At 38.0% G+C, this 17,364-nt stretch carries 17 protein-coding genes and 1 riboswitch; of the genes, 7 read left to right on the top strand and 10 right to left on the bottom strand.

Going from position 1 to position 17,364, the window contains the following annotated elements; all coding sequences use genetic code 11:
* Positions 1–464: 464 nt before the first annotated feature.
* The 3 genes from V7137_RS15360 to V7137_RS15350 all read left to right on the top strand — a co-directional run bounded on the left by V7137_RS15360 (position 465) and on the right by V7137_RS15350 (position 3,425).
* Positions 465–1,337: a LysR family transcriptional regulator gene (locus tag V7137_RS15360; protein WP_335698894.1), complete on the top strand. Its 873-nt coding sequence runs from the start codon at positions 465–467 to the stop codon at positions 1,335–1,337.
* Between the two features lie 159 nt (positions 1,338–1,496).
* A complete protein-coding gene (locus tag V7137_RS15355; protein WP_335698893.1) occupies positions 1,497–2,156 on the top strand; it encodes a type 1 glutamine amidotransferase domain-containing protein in 660 nt (219 codons plus the stop codon).
* Positions 2,157–2,219: 63 nt separating this feature from the next.
* Positions 2,220–3,425: an MFS transporter gene (locus V7137_RS15350; RefSeq protein WP_335698892.1), complete on the top strand. Its 1,206-nt coding sequence runs from the start codon at positions 2,220–2,222 to the stop codon at positions 3,423–3,425.
* A gap of 535 nt (positions 3,426–3,960) precedes the next feature.
* A riboswitch (cyclic di-GMP riboswitch) is annotated at positions 3,961–4,045 on the top strand.
* Positions 4,046–4,339: 294 nt separating this feature from the next.
* Here V7137_RS15350 and V7137_RS15345 read toward each other — a convergent pair.
* From V7137_RS15345 to V7137_RS15335, 3 genes are read right to left on the bottom strand one after another with little or no spacing between them, the layout of a single operon-like run.
* Entirely contained in the window at positions 4,340–4,837 is a 498-nt protein-coding gene (locus V7137_RS15345) for a hypothetical protein (RefSeq protein WP_335698891.1), read from the bottom strand.
* 48 nt (positions 4,838–4,885) lie between these two features.
* Positions 4,886–5,260 carry a hypothetical protein gene (locus tag V7137_RS15340; RefSeq protein WP_335698890.1) on the bottom strand — a complete coding sequence of 125 codons (375 nt, stop codon included), beginning with the start codon at positions 5,258–5,260 and terminating at the stop codon, positions 4,886–4,888.
* Positions 5,253–5,639, bottom strand: a complete 387-nt coding sequence (locus V7137_RS15335; protein ID WP_335698889.1) for a response regulator — start codon at positions 5,637–5,639, stop codon at positions 5,253–5,255. Before V7137_RS15335 ends, V7137_RS15340 begins: the two co-directional genes overlap by 8 nt.
* A gap of 247 nt (positions 5,640–5,886) precedes the next feature.
* Between V7137_RS15335 and V7137_RS15330 the strand changes: the two genes are divergently transcribed.
* From V7137_RS15330 to V7137_RS15315, 4 genes are all read left to right on the top strand, one after another.
* On the top strand, positions 5,887–7,116 hold the full coding sequence (locus V7137_RS15330) for an EAL and HDOD domain-containing protein (protein ID WP_335698888.1): 1,230 nt from the start codon (positions 5,887–5,889) through the stop codon (positions 7,114–7,116).
* A 162-nt stretch (positions 7,117–7,278) separates the two neighbouring features.
* Positions 7,279–7,551 carry a hypothetical protein gene (locus V7137_RS15325; protein ID WP_335698887.1) on the top strand — a complete coding sequence of 91 codons (273 nt, stop codon included), beginning with the start codon at positions 7,279–7,281 and terminating at the stop codon, positions 7,549–7,551.
* A 195-nt stretch (positions 7,552–7,746) separates the two neighbouring features.
* Positions 7,747–9,432, top strand: coding sequence for a hypothetical protein (locus tag V7137_RS15320; protein WP_335698886.1), 1,686 nt, complete (start codon positions 7,747–7,749; stop codon positions 9,430–9,432).
* Positions 9,433–9,652: 220 nt separating this feature from the next.
* Positions 9,653–9,892: a hypothetical protein gene (locus tag V7137_RS15315; protein ID WP_335698885.1), complete on the top strand. Its 240-nt coding sequence runs from the start codon at positions 9,653–9,655 to the stop codon at positions 9,890–9,892.
* Between the two features lie 285 nt (positions 9,893–10,177).
* Here the strand turns inward: V7137_RS15315 and V7137_RS15310 are convergent, their stop codons facing one another.
* The 7 genes from V7137_RS15310 to phaQ form a co-directional block, all read right to left on the bottom strand.
* A complete protein-coding gene (locus tag V7137_RS15310) occupies positions 10,178–10,648 on the bottom strand; it encodes an NUDIX domain-containing protein (protein ID WP_335698884.1) in 471 nt (156 codons plus the stop codon).
* Positions 10,649–11,604: 956 nt separating this feature from the next.
* Positions 11,605–11,832, bottom strand: coding sequence for a hypothetical protein (locus V7137_RS15305; RefSeq protein ID WP_335698883.1), 228 nt, complete (start codon positions 11,830–11,832; stop codon positions 11,605–11,607).
* Positions 11,829–13,040, bottom strand: coding sequence for a Ger(x)C family spore germination protein (locus tag V7137_RS15300; protein WP_335698882.1), 1,212 nt, complete (start codon positions 13,038–13,040; stop codon positions 11,829–11,831). The genes V7137_RS15305 and V7137_RS15300 overlap by 4 nt, the downstream gene beginning before the upstream one ends.
* Complete coding sequence (locus V7137_RS15295; RefSeq protein ID WP_335698881.1) at positions 13,037–14,143, bottom strand: GerAB/ArcD/ProY family transporter; 1,107 nt, start codon at positions 14,141–14,143, stop codon at positions 13,037–13,039. Before V7137_RS15295 ends, V7137_RS15300 begins: the two co-directional genes overlap by 4 nt.
* A gap of 13 nt (positions 14,144–14,156) precedes the next feature.
* Entirely contained in the window at positions 14,157–15,743 is a 1,587-nt protein-coding gene (locus V7137_RS15290; protein ID WP_420490138.1) for a spore germination protein, read from the bottom strand.
* Positions 15,744–16,117: 374 nt separating this feature from the next.
* Complete coding sequence (locus V7137_RS15285) at positions 16,118–16,687, bottom strand: hypothetical protein (RefSeq protein WP_335698880.1); 570 nt, start codon at positions 16,685–16,687, stop codon at positions 16,118–16,120.
* Positions 16,662–17,108, bottom strand: coding sequence for a poly-beta-hydroxybutyrate-responsive repressor (phaQ, locus tag V7137_RS15280; RefSeq protein ID WP_335698879.1), 447 nt, complete (start codon positions 17,106–17,108; stop codon positions 16,662–16,664). Before phaQ ends, V7137_RS15285 begins: the two co-directional genes overlap by 26 nt.
* Positions 17,109–17,364: the final 256 nt, after the last annotated feature.

Here is a 17,364-nt window from a genome sequence, read left to right as displayed (position 1 = left end):
GAAATCCAGAAAAATGTCTATCGTAAAGCTACTGAATAAAACCCCCAATATTTTTAATCATTCCCCTAGTTGTCGAGAGATGAAAAAAATGCAAGTACTGATGGAAAAGCATTTTACCTGCATAGGAAGCAAAAAGCTTGTCGAAACACGCTCGAAAATTCCGCAGGAAATAACCCACCTTTCTACAAAATCAGATGGGTTTCTTGCAAACTTCCATTATTCTATTAAACCCCCGCCATTTCGAAACTAACCAAACGTTTGATTAAAACAGCCTCGGCTCGTTCCTTTCCTCTCTTTTCCCATGCAAATGCGGGAAAAGAATGTCGACAGCTGTCTTCTTACAACCTGCCTCTTTTAAAAAGAAACTATGCTATCGAAGCGTGACACCCAGAAGATTTTAGTATAGGATTATCAAAAAACAATTCTCGTTATCCTCCCACTTAGAAATAAAGGAGATTTTTTATATGGTCGATTTTGAATGGTATAGAAGCTTTATTTATATCTATAAATACAATTCGGTTTCGGAAGCAGCGAAAACGCGCATTATGACGCAACCAGCAATGAGTCAGCACTTGGCTTCATTAGAAGCAGAAGTTGGAGAGCCCTTATTTACTAGAACTTCTCGAAAAATGGTTCCTACTGAAAGGGGAAAGGAATTATATTCACAAGTAGCACCTCTTATTGAGTCTTTAGAGGAGACTAGTTTACGTTTTCATTCTACTTCGTTACCTACTCTCTCCATTATCAGGATTGGGTCTGCCATTGAATATTATTACGAGAATATACTTCCACAACTTCCCGAATACAACACCTGTACCGTTTCTCACTTTGGAACGGCTGATCAATTGTTAGAACTATTAAAGGAAGACACCATCGATATCCTGATTACTTCTCAAAAGTCGCAAACGCCGGGCATTGAGTATATAAAATTATGTGATGAGGAATTTGTCATTGTTGCACCGAAACAAATGGAAATCCCCCATCATGATGACCAGAAATGGAAAGAACAATGGCTTTTTTCTCAAAAATGGATTAGTTATGGACTGGATTTACCTATTATACGAAGACTATGGCGAGAGCACTTTAAAAAAAGACCTTCCATAAAACCAACTCATGTCATTCCTAATTTACATCTTATTCTCAAGACAATCGAACAAGGCGCGGGACTTAGTTTAATTCCAACCTATATCTTAAGGAATTCCATGGATGAGGAAAAATCAAAAATCATTTTCGATGAGCTCAAAGTAACGAACGAATTATATATTGCCTATAAAACCAAAAATAAACATCTCCCTGAAATAAATCATATAAAGAAGTTATTACTGGGTGAAAAATAACCATAAAAAGTCATTCAGTTTACTTCTGAATGATTTTTTTGTTATCGCCTCATCTATAAATTTATTTATATATAATCCATAAAAACATAATTTGTTTTATAGATTCAACGGGATTAGAATAGCAAATGTAACAAAAATACTTTATGGAGGTCATCACTTATGTCTAGAAAGATTTTAATGGTTGTCACAAACCATACAGAAATAAATAAAGAAAAGCAGACGGGTATTTGGTTATCCGAGTTTGCTGAAGCATATATCGAGTTCACAAAGAAAGGGTACGAAGTGACCGTGGCAAGTCCCCTTGGAGGAAAAAGTACAGTCGACCCGGGCAGTGTAGATGCAACGACACCGCAAGAGTTTTTAGATACAGCAAAGTATTTACAGAACACATTGAAACTGGATGAAATTTCTCACCAAAGTTTCGATGCTATTTTCCTGCCAGGAGGTCATGGAACCATGTTCGATCTTCCTGATCACAAGAAACTTCAAGAATTGCTACGTGACTTCTTTGAAGGAAATAAGATTGTCGCTGCTGTTTGTCATGGACCTGCCGGATTGGTTGGTGCGACATTATCGAATGGGCAGTCTCTTGTTGCTGGTAAACGAGTGAACGCCTTTACAGACCGAGAAGAGGCAGATACTGGCCTTGCCCAGCAACTTCCATTCCTTTTGGAAAGTAAACTTCGTGAATTAGGGGCTATTTTTGTGGCTGCTCCAAACTGGTCTACTCATTACGAGGTAGACGGGAATTTAATTACTGGGCAAAACCCGCAGTCTACATTAGCTGTAACAAAAGCAGTAATTGAAAAATTAGGTTAATAAATAGGGAGACTGATAGAGGAAATGTCAGTCTCCTTCTCTATTAGAAAAGGAGGGCTCCAAATGGGCTCAATGAACATTAGCCACGATACAACAAATGCTTCAACATCCAACAGCTCAACAGCGGCGCTTTATGCCCTCACTCTAGGTGCATTTGCGATTGGATTAACTGAATTTATTATTATGGGATTGCTCCCAGATGTGGCTTCTAGCCTGCACGTCTCCATCCCCATGGCTGGCATGCTTGTTACTGGATATGCGTTAGGAGTTGCAATCGGCGCTCCCATCATCACCGTAGCCACTCATAAAATGAAACGGAAGCAACTTTTACTTTTCCTTATGATCCTTTTCATTTCAGGGAACGCGTTAGCGGCTCTAGCACCTAATTATTCTATTTTAATGGTGGCGCGCATCTTGGCAGCATTAACCCACGGTTCTTTCTTTGGAGTAGGTTCAGTGATCGCTGCAGAACTGGTTCCGAAAGAAAAACGTGCAGGGGCGATAGCGATTATGTTTACCGGGTTAACGTTAGCCAATATTTTAGGCGTTCCGATTGGGACATTCCTAGGACAGGCATATGGCTGGCGATCAACATTTTGGTCGATTACCATCATTGGTATTATCGCTCTGGTTGGAATCGCTCTAATGGTACCAAAAGTGAAAATGTCCGCCTCTAGTTTACGCCAGGAGCTCGGGGTTTTACGGCGACCAACGGTTCATGTCGCACTCTTGATGACGGTATTTGGTTTTGGAGGAGTCTTTACGGCCTTTACGTACATCACTCCCATTTTGGTAGATATCACAGGATTCTCACCAAAATCCGTTTCATACATTCTCGTATTATTCGGCATTGGTATTACCATCGGGAATATTTATGGAGGAAAATGGGCCGATAGAAAGTTATTGCCGTCACTTATTGGAATCCTTATCCTATTAGCCCTTGTCCTTGCTCTCTTCAGCCTAACCGATCAATCTAAACTATTGACGCTGGTAACGGTATTTTTATTTGGGATTGCCGCATTTGGAACAGTTCCTGGATTGCAGCTGCACATGTTGAATACCGCTAAAGAGGCGCCGACCTTAGCCTCTACCTTAAACATTGCTGCCTTCAACCTTGGCAATGCACTTGGTGCCTATATTGGTGGAGTAGTAATTGAAATGAAAATTGGTGGTGGCCTCCCGGCTGTCCCGTGGGTGGCATCACTGGTAACAATTGTTGGGATCCTCTTAACTATTTTGGGTGCTCGTCAACAAAAAAAAGCACATTAGCCTCTCCATAGGGGCCGTTTCGGTTTAATAGTGGTTAGCTACATTAATGGAAAATTATCTTTATGGGACTCACTTATAGTCCTCTTTCATTTTGCCTGTTTTGTGTTATTCCCCTAGGAGAAGCTCATAAAAATGATTTTCTGCGGAAAATTATAATTTGGATATTGATGATTTATTTATTGATTTATCCATAGAATGGGCGAATTTTTAAGTTCTATGAGCGAATCCGGAGTCTTAATGAGCGAATTATGGGCTTTTAAGGGCGAATATAAGATGACACACTCTTTGAAAAAAGAGCGTTTATTTTCTTTCATGATTACAATGCTGTCCGAATAGGCCACGCATTCAGACAATCTTTGGCTTTTTCCCGTTGATGCTGTCCGAATAAGCATCATGAACAAAAATTATTCGAGTTTATTTTGAGAGCTGGTATGATAGCCTCTCTCCGGAGCTAATTTCCCTATTAAAAATATGAAAATAGTACTTGAAAACAATAGGTATATTAACCTATAGTAGGTTTTATATTCCATAAATCGTACGATAATGGCAAAACCATTGAAAAATGGTGACGCAAAGCTATAGGGGCTAAGGTCTTTTGACTATGCTCGCCAGCTTCCGAATACGGACTCCTACGATTTGTGAACCATTAGAGGAGTGATATTTATGAATACCAGTCTGTCCTTTTCAAAATTCAAATTGGAATGGCATTTTTTGCGTATGCGTTACAATGAATTATTACTTGAGGGCTGTTTGGATCACGAACTAAAAAGCAAAATCCAAAAGAAGATTTCCTACCATAAACAATTCTTGATGTAAGGCACCTTTTTTAGGTGCTTTTTCTATTTCCGCATGATGAACCTACTAAAAACAAAACATACCAAGGAAACGATCCCTTGTATGTCTTGATATCTTGATTATGCTGGCTGTTCACTATTCGCTTTTTGCTCGATAGAAATCGTTGCAGGCTGGTCAGAGAGAATTAATTGGAACGGACCCTTGGACGTATTCACCGTTACCACAAATGACTCCCCAGACACTGCAGTATTTTCCATAATCCCTTGAGGCTTCATATTGAGCTCGATACCCCAATTTGACATATTCACCAAATAAATTCCATTCGTGAGATTCAAAAATTCACAAACCGATGCTTTTGCTAGTCCTACTTCTGTTAATTCTTCCTCCGCATGTTGGGAAGCAATATGAAGAAATACCTCTTTATTCGCTGAGATTGCTGTGAAAAGCGGCAACTCGCCGATGATATCCTGATGAACGAACCAATTCCCTTCCTGTGCAACTCCTTGCTCTGCTACCTCTAAATACACTTGTTCATCAACAAAGCGGATTACATTTTTCGCAAACAGTGAAAGGTACTTTCCGTAGGCAGCTTGTTTCACGAAATCCTTAGAATCCAAAAGATTTTCCACGAATGTTTCAATACTTCCGCTCTTAATGGCTTCAAATTAATCATCCGACAGGCTATACTCTTTTTTATAGTCATTTAGAGCAGTGCCAAATTGTTCAATCGTCATATAGTCACGGTCCACAAGGGCTTGTGCTAAGAATAAATGATTCTGCTTTAGCTTGGAAACAAGCAATTGCACTTGTTCATCCGTTAGGTAGCCCAATTCCATCGCGATTTCTCCAAAACGTTTATCTACCTTTTTTTGCATCAAATGAACGGCTTCTACTTGGTTAGGAGTCATATACCCTTCATCAATCGCAATCACCCCAAATTTCACATGAACAGATTTCTGAAATTCTAATGCATCTGCTAGCTGCTCTCTTGTGATGAGTCCGCGGTTTAATAAATAATGGCCAAAGTACTGACTAAACATGCACACTTCCCTCCTTCAAGACCTTCTCGATTAAATTCGTAACCGATTCAAGATTGACAGGCTGCTGAACAAAATCATAAGCTCCATTTTCTAGTGCTTTTTTAAGGAGTTCATTTGTCCCGACAGACGAAGCCATGACCACCTTAGCATTAGGTTGGATCTCCTTGATCTCTTGTAATGCCTCAATCCCATCTTTTTCTGGCATCACAATATCCATGAAGATTAAATCCGGGTTATGATCTTTCACTAATTCAACCGCTACGATTCCATTCTCCGCCTCAAAGATCTCAGCACATTTACATTTTTCCAAGATATCTCTAAATTTTTTTCGAATTAATAAAGAATCATCACAAATTAGAACGCGTAAATTATTTTCCATATTTGTAACTCCTTAGGTAAATAAATATGATCTTTTAATAGTTCAACAGACCTATGAATTCCCCCTTCTATTTTCACATTAAAATTCGACAATAATTGATTATTCCGATTTTTTTAGACGAAAAGTTTCAAAATTTTTACAAATCTATTGAGTGGCAAGTATTTTTCCTATATATTTATTTTAAATGAGTTGTTGAAATGGATAGACCTTTGCGTGTAAATAATGCTAGATATTGGGGTGTAGTATAATGGAGGTTTTTGTCGCAAGACAGCCAATATTCACCAAAGCGAAAGACATATTCGCTTATGAATTGCTTTATCGTAACAATCCAGATAACTATTTTCCTAACATTAGCGGCGATGCCGCAACGACTGATGTCATTATTAATAGTTTTATTAATATAGGAGTGGACGAACTTTCCAATGGCAAAATTTGCTTTATTAACTTTACTGAAAATCTACTAAAATCAAGACTTCCGACCTATCTAAACCCCAATGATATTGTAGTCGAAATACTAGAAACCGTGACACTAACGGAAGAAATATTGGAGCTATGCAAAGAACTGAAATGTAAGGGCTATAAACTAGCACTTGATGATTTTGTGTTAAATAAGGATAATCCCTATTCCTATCCTTTATTAGAGCTCGCAGATATTGTGAAGGTTGATTATCGTGATACCTCCCTTTATATGAGAAGAATCATTGAACGGCTTTCCAAAAAATATAACTATACATTGCTGGCAGAAAAAGTCGAGACGCAAGAGGAATTCGAATCGGCCATAGCAAGTGGATATGAATATTTTCAAGGGTACTTTTTTTCTAAACCGGTCATCCTCTCTACCCATGATGTACCGGAGTATTTTCAAAATTATTTTGTCATCATTAGTCATATGTCTCAGAATGAACCGGATCTCGGTTTGATTACCGAGTTAATCGAACAAGATTTATCGCTCACTTATAAGTTGCTTAAACTGAGTAATTCCCCTGTATATGGTTCCGTAAGTAAAATCAATTCGATTAAGCAGGCCATTGTCCGTCTGGGAATGAATGAACTCAAAAAGTGGCTCTATATTCTCTCCATCAGGGGAACGATCACGGGTAAGAACGAATGGTCTCGCGAACTGTTTAACAATAGTCTCATTCGGGCAAAAGTGTGTGACCTTATTTCTTTACATAAAAATAAACGCAAGGAATCCTCATCCTATTTCTTAACCGGTTTGTTTTCTCTTATGGATGCATTGTTAGGGATGGAGATGGAGGAGATTTTACAGTTAATACCACTCCAAGAGGACATTTGTGAAGCCTTGCTGGGCCAACCGAATCCAATGAAAGGCACATTGGAATTAACGATTGCGATTGAAAGAGGAGCTTGGGAAGACGTTAGCGGTTGGTGTGAGAAATTGCAATTACCTGAAGAAGCCGCCCTCGATTGCTATCATGAAGCATTTAAATGGGCCAATAATTTAATGATTGCGTGATTTATACTTAGTAGAGGAAAGTCTGATGGAATCGTACAGGCTTTCCCTTTCTTGTGTAGAAAATGATACTTACGAAGTCACTATGCACAGAAAAACCCAACTAAGGCGGCACACCGAGTAAAGGGCTTTCCTAATCATTTTACTAAGAAAGGAATTATATACATGCAAGATTGGATTCAAACTCAAAAAGAATCAGGCCATCACAAGACAGCTGTATTTCTTTTTCCGATTATTCTTTTCCTAGGATATTTTCATCCAGGGATTTCTGTAATAGGAATGATCGTTTTCTTTTTGATAACATCACTTAAATTACTTAAAACCATGATTATTTATATGCTGATTTTAGGTGCAATATCGGCCCTCATTCCGCCTCTGGCACCCATTATATTAGTCATTATGATCAAAAAGATCCCCCTCCACATGATTGCACTTTAAATATTAACCCATCACCAACTATTTCTTACCGACTGCATTCAACATGCACGATCAAGTGAAAATGTACGGTTTCTTATTCTGGCTGCCTCGGTTAGTGAATACCGCAATAGACCCCTAAGCATTTCCAAGTTTACAATATTATGAGTATGGTATAATATACCTGTAATTCATAATAGTAGGGGGATAAAAGTAGAAATGAAGAGAAAGATAGCATCAGTATTATTCTTATTATTTGCCGTGTTGATGGGTAACACGAGTGCTTTTGCGAATGTAGGGAATGATACCTACCAATCAGCACAATCAATTAATGTTAATACCGTTTATAACGGCATGTTAAAGGGAAATGAAGACTACGAGGATTATTATAAATTTACCTTAACAACGCGGGGACAAGTAACATTTAATATCAATAACTATAGTAATATGTCTTGGGATTTTCAGCTTACGGATCAATATGGCAATGTTTATACTGATGGTACAACAGATTACAGCAATACGGCGCTAGGAGTGACAGAAAGACGGGTCGGACTACCTGCAGGAACTTATTATTTGAAGATTGATGATGATTATAACTCTTATAATAAAAATTATTATTTTGCCTTATACTTTAATGCATTGCAAAATACCGAACTTGAATTTAATAATGTCCTGGCCTCAGCAAATTCTATCAATACAAACCAAGACATAATTGGTGAAATGCAATCATCAGGTGATTATGACTATTTTAAATTTACTCTGCCTGAAGATGGAGCGATTACGTTAAAAATGGATCAAAAGTCCGATGTACAGTGGGATGTAACAATCCTTGACCAGTACGGTGGAGTTTATAAGGAAATGACCACTAACTCCTCTTCGTATGTAATGCTCCCAATGGAAACAATAGTCGGGCTGCCAAAAGGTACATACTATATTGTCATCGATGATGATTATAATTCTAGTCAAAAACCTTATAAATTTAGAGTCAATTATACAAAATCGAAAGTGTTCGAGAAAGAATTTAACAATGATTCCCAATCAGCTAATCCTGTTACCATCGGTACCACATACACGGGGTACCTACAATCTTCTGGTGATGTTGATTTTTATACCTTTAAGTTAGCGAGTTCATCCTCAGTGGATATCTACTTGAATAGAATGCCGAATGTATCCTGGGACGTGACCATTTATGATCGGTATGGAAATGAAAAAGGGGCATTCACAACAAAGAATGACCAATTTGCAAAGGGATGGGAAGCGGCCAGATTAAATTTACCAGCCGGCCAATACTATGTTTCTATTGATGATGACTACAATTCTAGCGATAAAGAATACAATCTTCTTATTAAAGGACTTTCCCCAACGGTAAGAAGCTCGTCAGTAAAAGTTGCGAATTACGTTGGTAAATCTGATATCATTACAACTAGCTCTATCCAGAAGGGTGATACTGTAAAGGTCTACTCAGCATCTGGAAAGTACCTTGCTTCTTCTAAGCCAGCAACTTCTACTGCCACTAGTGTGGCAGTAAGTCAGCTTGGAACAAAGTCAGGATATCTTTATGTTACCCTTACTAGAAGCGGTATGTCAGAAAGTGCAAAAGTAAAGGTATCTTATTATGCGGAGCCAATCACTCCTAAACCATCCACATCGAAAATAAAAATAACGAATTATAAAGGGAAATACGATAAAATTTACGTAAGCAGCCTGAAAAAAGGTGATGTTGTAAAAGTATACACCTCCAAAGGAAAACTACTTGCAACATCTAAATCGGTTACATCTACTTCCGCAACGATTAGTACGAAACAACTTGGCACAAAATCCGGAAGTGTCTATATCACAGTAAAAAGAATCGGAATGCATGAAAGCTCTAAAGTGAAGAAAACATTTTCTGCTGAAAAGAGATAATAGTTTAGTAACACTAAGCCATAATGATAACACCCCGCTTGTAGACATTTATTTCCCTACAACGCGTGGGTGTTTTTTGCTTACTAGGTGATATCAGAGGGAACTGCATTAAAGACTCAAATATTTTTGATTATTGTCACATCATGATAGCTCAAGTTTAACGTATACTTGTTTATAGAAATATGAATTCGGCAGCCTTCAAGGCAGAGAGGATTAGTCTATGAGAGTGGTAACAAAGTTCAAATGTGATGAGCTAGAGATTATTAAAATCTACACAGGCAAGTGTTTTACCCTTACGGTAGAAATTTTCACAGTTTCAGATGGCTACAAAAGCTTTGCTACTAATTCCTTTCCAAGCCATGATGCTTTAACAGGTGCCGGATTTCATAATAATAAAAAAGAGAGTACCAAACTAGCTGTCCGCGATTTAAAGCAATTGATGAAAGAATTTGAGGGATAAACCACCAGAAATATAGAATCCATGCTGGAACGACAGCATGGTTTTTTTATCTTATTCCTCGATTGGGTATCGATTTGTGGAATAATAAAAGAAGATGGAATAGGTGGGCTAGATATTACTTGCCATCATTTTCAGATGACTCTCTAAACTAACGATTGCTTAGGACCAGGAAGGATATAGGTTATTATTGTTAATTGAGGAAACGGGGGCTTGGTTGGAACTCTCTGCCCCCCCTATTTCAGCGTTCAACCTTGTATTGGTTGAACGCTGAGTAAGAGCACCCGCTTAAATTGTGCTATTCATTTTTTCAAGTTGTCCTTTTAATTCCACTAACTTGTTTTTAATAAATGGATCGATTTCTTGAGGTAATTGATTTAACCCAAAAAACTGGGCTTCTATTCCTTGATTCTTATCAGGATTTATTTCTCCTTCGAATTCGGTACATACATAACCAATGGCAACAGTATGGTACTCATCACCACTTTCCTCGACTCGATTGATAAATTCCTTGCCTGAATAGACACCCAATAATGACAACCTATTTATCTTTAATCCTATTGCTTCAAGGACATTTCGTGAAATACACTCTTCAACAGATTCATTTAACTGCAATATTCCACCAGGAATCCCCCAAGCAGTACCTGAATATCTACTCAATAAAATTTGTCCATCATGATTAAGAATGGCTACACTTGGACGTACAATGATTAATGGAGAATTCCCAATCATTTGTCTCATAACTTCACAATAACTCATAGGTACTCCCCCAATAAAAAGGTATTAATGAAAGTAAACTCCATCCCTTTATATTAGTTTTCAGAATCAGCCATATAAGGATTTTATAAGGATTTCCTTTCCCGCTTACCAATAGCTGCTGCAGGCTAGATAAATAGGAAGTCCATCCTCTTTCACAGGCCTGATAACATTCCAGTTTTTCTGATAGACCGATATGAGTAAGGTTTAATACGGAATTTTCCTTCGAAACTTCTTCCATTTCAAAACCAAAGTTAATCCCTGCTTTTTACTATTCAATCTATTGTTCCCCTATAAGGGGGACTTGACTAATAAAACAGTGAAGAGGGCGATAAGAAGGGTTTATAAAAACTTTTTGTAAAAATGTGCCCGAGAACGAAAGCCAACCAGCTGCAATGAACTGAATTCATACAAGTTGAATGTTCATTAGGATCTATGACAAAAATCAACCAGTTTCCCTTCTAATCAAACGTTTGATTAGTTTCAGTTCAGCACTTGATATTTCTGGGTTAGTCCCGCCCTGCCCATAAATAAATGGTTGAAAAATAAACAAAAAATAGTCGAAAAACAGGATTTAATCTACTTTCGTCACGTACCGACTCATTTTCGACCATATTCCAAATAGGCTATACTATTCAAACGTTTGATTGAAACAGCTGCATGTACTGATGGATAAGAACTTCACCTAAAAGGAGAGCAAGAAGATTGTCGATACTCGCTGGAAAATTCCGCAGGAAATAACCCATCTTTTTACAGAATCAGATGGGTTTCTCGCAAACTTCCATGATTCTATTAAAACCCCGCCTTTTCGAAACTAACCAAACGTTTGATTAAAAATTGGCTCAGCGTGCTCCATTCCTAAGTTTATCCTTCTAAATACCCGAGAAGAATGTCGAGAGATGACATGATCAATGACTCTTTTATCTGTTCCAACCAGGGCATGCCTCCCATCACCCGAATCATTCCTCGAGCAATTTTCCTAACGGTCTAAATAGACTATCAATGAACTGAGTCGGGCCTGGTAGATCAGGAAAAAAAACCAACAATTGAGCTAGGAGCAATCCTAAAACAGAAAGGGTAACTAAGGCAGCTCTTTCCTTTTTCTGGTTTGGTTTCATTTTTAGCCATTCGAATAAAACGATCAGTATTACAATGATGCTATTCCCTGCGAACATGCCCCATTTCACTCATTCTTCACCTCTTCATTTGGAATTGCCGAGGGAGTGGTAACCATACCAGGTCTGTGAATCCTCGCTCTGGTTTCAATCGTTACCTCTATATTTGGGAAAATATCGTCCCATTTGTTCTTGTGTTTTTCATAAATTTCAGGATAGGCACGATGAAAAGCATCAGCAAATCCAAAAATATCGGCATTCATGTCATTCTGAACCGGGCTTAACGCCTCTTCCACTCTCTGATCAATATTTTCTACCAAGTCTTTTTCTAGCATCTTGATCACTTTAGGATTCAATACGGCTAATTTGGTAGCGTTTTGGATAATGTCATCTTCAGTATTTATTTTCAATGTGATTTTCCATTTTCCATTTTTAATTTTCGGTACCAGCTTGGAGTGGCTGTTACGCAAATTTAACGATATGAAGCCTTGCGTATCCTTTGGTTTAAGCGTGACAACTGCTAATTTTATTTCGTTTCTTAGCCATAATACTCCTCTTGTCACTGACTCATCTAGATATCCAACCATTTTTCCTTCTTTTAACACGGCTGTACCAACAATATAGGCAATAGTTTGTTTTTTTCCCATACCTGATTGAGGAGGCAATATTTTGATATAGGGCACAGTAGCAGCTTTTGAATCACTGATTAACATTTCAGCCAAATCCTTCACGGTTATATCCATTCCAATTTTCACAGCAGCTAATTTTCGGAGCACTTCTGATAAACTTCGTTCTAAAGGGGGTTCAAGGCTCAGAATTTTTTTTACTTTCTGCTGACTAATAAATACGTGGGAACGTTCACGAAGCTGTGGATGACGAAGGATAAAATCAAGATGCGGCCGTAAATCCTCATTAGATAATTCCTTATCGATGATAAACACATCATCGTGCCCCCAAAATAACTTGCGTGAGAATTCTTGCTGAAGCTTAGACATCGCGTCAGCAATTGTATTCCCTTCTGCTGATCGCACTAATTGTGTTGCTCCGCCGTCCCCGCTTGTTTCCTCCATCTGCTGCCCGCCAGATGATTTTGGAACAAAGACAAGAACGGTTAACTCAATCGTCTTATCTGTTTTTTTATCGATACCAGCGGCAGTAATGATGGCCAAATCATTCACTTCTCTTCGATCCCAGCAGCCAGCTAGAAAGAAAACAGTCAAAATTAAGGAGATTATAAAGATTATTCTTTTTCGATTCGATAAAAAGAAAGAAGAGTTCATTTTATTTCACCCTTATTCTGTTGTACTTTTTTTCTTAACATAGCGATAAGAAGCAAAACACATGGAATGCCTAGCTGCAGGGTTAAAAAGTAAAAAGGAGCTGACGTACTTAGAAAATGTTCTAGTTCTGGCAAATTGGGTGCTGTCCATAAACCAAAGATGACTAAAAGGAGGCCAATCGGCAATATAATCGGGCGATAATCGGAAAGATTAAGCCACTGGGCTGTTCCAAGAGCAAGGGCATAAAAGAATATGGTTATTTTCACAAATACACCAGTGACCCAGATGGCCATTACAATTGCCTCCAAATGTTCTAGAAAATCAGCAATACTGATGTAGCGGACGGCAACCATTACTGGATAAGTAAAAGTTCCTGTAAGACCTCCAAATAACATATACGTGGATATATTCGCTAGAACCAAAATAAACAAAATGCTGCATATTGAAATAATTCCCCACTTGAAGCCTTTTTGTCTGTCCTTCAAATATGGCAGCATAAAGGTAATGAGAAGAAATTCACTAAGCCAACTTTGCGGAACAATGGAGCCGATAAAGGAAGGCCTCATTCCATGCTCCATAATTGGTAGTATATTTTTAACTTCCAAGTCCTTCATAAGCATGAATGAAATTAATAGGTAGAGAATGATTACCACTGGTACAATGATTTGAGCAGCTCTAGCGATGACCTCGATTCCGCCGTATACTGCAAAGGCACTGACAAAAATCATAGCGGATATCACCATAATCATCGGAGTTTGCATAAGAAAAGTTCCGATAACAAACTCCCCATATTCTCGAATGATGATGCCATTGATATGCAAATAAAAAAATAGATAAAAAAAACCTAAGACCTTCCCTGGAATCTTGCCAAGGATATGACCGCTGTATTCAATGATGGTTTCTTTAGGGTATAAACGGTTTAAATGAAAGGCCACATAAACAACTATTAACCCAATGATGGATGCCCAAATAGGGGATATCCACAGATCTTGCTTTGCATGTCTCGCTGTAACTGCTGGAACTAATAGCAATGCGGTTGCCAAAATAGTTGGGTTCATGATAATGGCCATCTGAACAGCCGATATTTTCCCCTTTTCAATCATCTTTTTTCAACTCCTACTCGGTACCTTTCGTAGGATCCGGTTTTTGTCCAGAGGCCTGTCGATATTTGTTATAATTTCCCGTTAGACGTGGTCGGGAAGTAAGGGACCACCATGGTGCCCTTATCAGTACATCTTTCAATTCGGGACCTTTCATCGGGCCTATTGGCGACAAATACGGCACACCAAAGGAACGTATCGTGCACAAATGAATAAGGATGGCAATAATCCCAAGCATAATCCCGAGCAGACCTAATGTACCTGCTAACAACATGATGGGAAAGCGCAGCATTCTGATTGCGATCGCAGCATTATACCGAGGGATGGCAAAGGATGCGATTCCTGTAATCGCCACTACCATAACCATTGGTGCTGAAGCAAGTCCAGAAGAAACGGCTGCTTGTCCGATAACTAACGCACCAACGATGCTGACCGCTGATCCGACTTGTTTGGGCAGCCGAATTCCAGCTTCTCTAAGCACTTCGAAAGTGATTTCCATGATGAGCGCCTCGACAAGAGCAGGAAAAGGAATTTGTTCCCTGGTTTCTGCAAAACTGAGCAGCAGATTAGTCGGAATCATCTCATGATGGTAGGTTAGAATCGCCACATATATAGAGGGCAGCAGTAATGCAATCATGACAAAGCTATATCGAAGCCATCGAATTAATGTCCCGATCATAAAACGCTGATAATAATCCTCTGGAGATTGAAGCAGGGAAAATAATGTCGTTGGAACAATCATGACAAAAGGTGTTCCATCTACTAAAATGACTGCTCGCCCTTCAAGAAGACTGGATGTTGCCACATCGGGTCGTTCTGTATTTAAGACTTGTGGAAAGGGGGAAAAAGGATGATCTTCAATAAATTCTTCGATAATGGCGCTTTCTAAAATACCGTCGATATCAATACGCTGTAACCGGTTATTTATCTCCTCCACTAGGGTAGGATCGGCAATGCCCTCCATATAAGCAATCATGACTTGAGTCTGGGTGTGTCGGCCGATTTTCATGGAGGTGATTTTAAGACTGGGATTTTTAATTTTTCTTCTTAATAATGAAGTGTTAACCGTCAAAGTTTCAGTGAATCCTTCACGAGGACCACGAACGACGGCTTCGGACATCGGTTCTTCAATCGATCGCTTCTCCCACTTAGCCAATCCCACAGAAACGCCAAATGATTGTTGATCGATGAGAATCACAGGATTTCCTGATGAAATTTGCTCAATCACTTCAGAAAACGTTCGGATCTCTTTTATCTTAGATACCGTTAAATTCTGTTCAAATATCGTATACATATTCAAGGTATCAGCTGTTGTTTGCTGCATCAGCGGAGAAAGTACGCTTTTATCAATTTCTTCAGTATTAGATAGACCCTCAATATAAATAAGGACGGCTTTTGTTCTTCCGCCAATTAAAAACAGGCGAAAATAGACATCGGGGCATTTAGTATAAATGGATTGCATAATATGTAAATTTGTCTCTAGACTCATCGTTAGAGGATCATGTTTTGAGAGAGACTGAGAATCCATCCATTGATTTTGATCAGGACCTTGAGACCCTCCTTTCTTCATCTTCTTTATTAACATTTTTTTATACAAATCCATGATCAATCTCCTATATAACAAAATCATTTTCAATAGGCATTAAAATCATCATTTTGTTGACATTCATGCGAGTATTTGTTTTTAAATTGGAAAATCTTGTTTTCGCTTCTTTATTTTTCCCACCTTTAAACAAAGGATACTTAGTTTGGCGCATAAATAAAATTTGCTGTATTAAATAAAAAATGAACAATTATAAAATGACTGATAGATCAGCATTTATTACAATTGTTCATTTTCTAGATTGAAGAAATCGGTCGCATTTTGTTTTTAAACTATAATCCAAGTAATAGATTTTGAATTTAAAAAAGAGACAATCGCCCGAACGATTGTCTCTTTACTATTTTTTAAGGATGAATCTTAATGATTAATCCTTATTAATTATTTACATATACTTTTACACTTTTCTCGATCATGGAAAAGATGTTTTTATGGTTGTTTTTTGCAATTTCAACATAAGCACTTGTAACATTTAGCAAGTCGTTACGACGCTCTCTTACATAGTGTACATAATTCTCACTATTTCCCACAGTGTTATTATCAAATCGATCCATTAGATCAAAGGATAATTTAATTGGAGTTAACGCTAGATTCTCTACACGATCAGATACATCTCGAAATTGGTCTGTAAGCTCCGGAAAATCAATCTGTAAGGCATCATTTTTTTTATAAAGGGCGCTTACACTATCAACGATTTCACTGTTGGTCTTTTTAGATTCTTGATAAAGATTTAAAAAAGAATTTCTAAAGTCTTTATTGAACTTAATCGTTTCTTTTACAGTCTTTAGATAAGCTTCTTCTCCACTTTCTTGTAGTTCCTTTGCCCAATCCAACGATAGCTCGAATTGATTCCATAATGAGTCTACAAATGGCATGACTTGATGTCCTTCTTCCTTAACTTCAGCAGCTTTCTTTGCTTGCTCACTTTTCTTTGTCGTTGTACTCATTTTCATTCCTCCTCTTGTCATTAGTGCCTTTCTCTATTGGATCCTTCCTTTTAAATGAAGGGATATAGAGCTCTAGTAAATTAGAATACATTGTGAAGAATTGGTCTAACATGGATTGGTAGGTTTCTAATTGATGTGCATATCCCTTTAAGTATGTAACGCCTACCTCTGTGATTTTGTAACGTCGCTTTGCAGGACCATTTCCAGTAGTATCCCATTCAGATGAAACAAGGTTTTCCTTTTCAATCTGACGAAGGAGCCGATATAAGTTTCCTTGATCAATGGTATGAAACCCAAATGTTTCAAGCTTTTGAAATAGCTCGTATCCATGAAGTGACATTTTACTAAGAATTAATAATATAAAAGGCAGAACAAAACTCTTTGATGGTTGAATGGTTTGATTGTCGCTATCTTTTGCCATGGGATTATCTCCTTAGTTCTTCTATATGTGTAATTTACACCTATAGAAATATTATGTCAATCATTATTATTATAAATTATTTAAAATATTATTTATGTTATTCCGTTGGAACAAGAGACGGCTATTACTTTCGTAGACCTCTTTTAAGCAAGAACACTAGTACCATTACGCATTTTAGTATTGCTCTAAAGGAACTTTAAGCATAACAAAAAGGCTTCACGGGGAGCGAAACCTTTTTGTTAATAGAGTTCATATT

Source organism: Neobacillus drentensis, assembly GCF_036962765.1.
GTDB lineage: Bacteria > Bacillota > Bacilli > Bacillales > Cytobacillaceae > Neobacillus > Neobacillus drentensis_C.
Note: the sequence above shows the minus strand (reverse complement) of the source record. Positions and strands in the feature narration are given on the sequence as shown.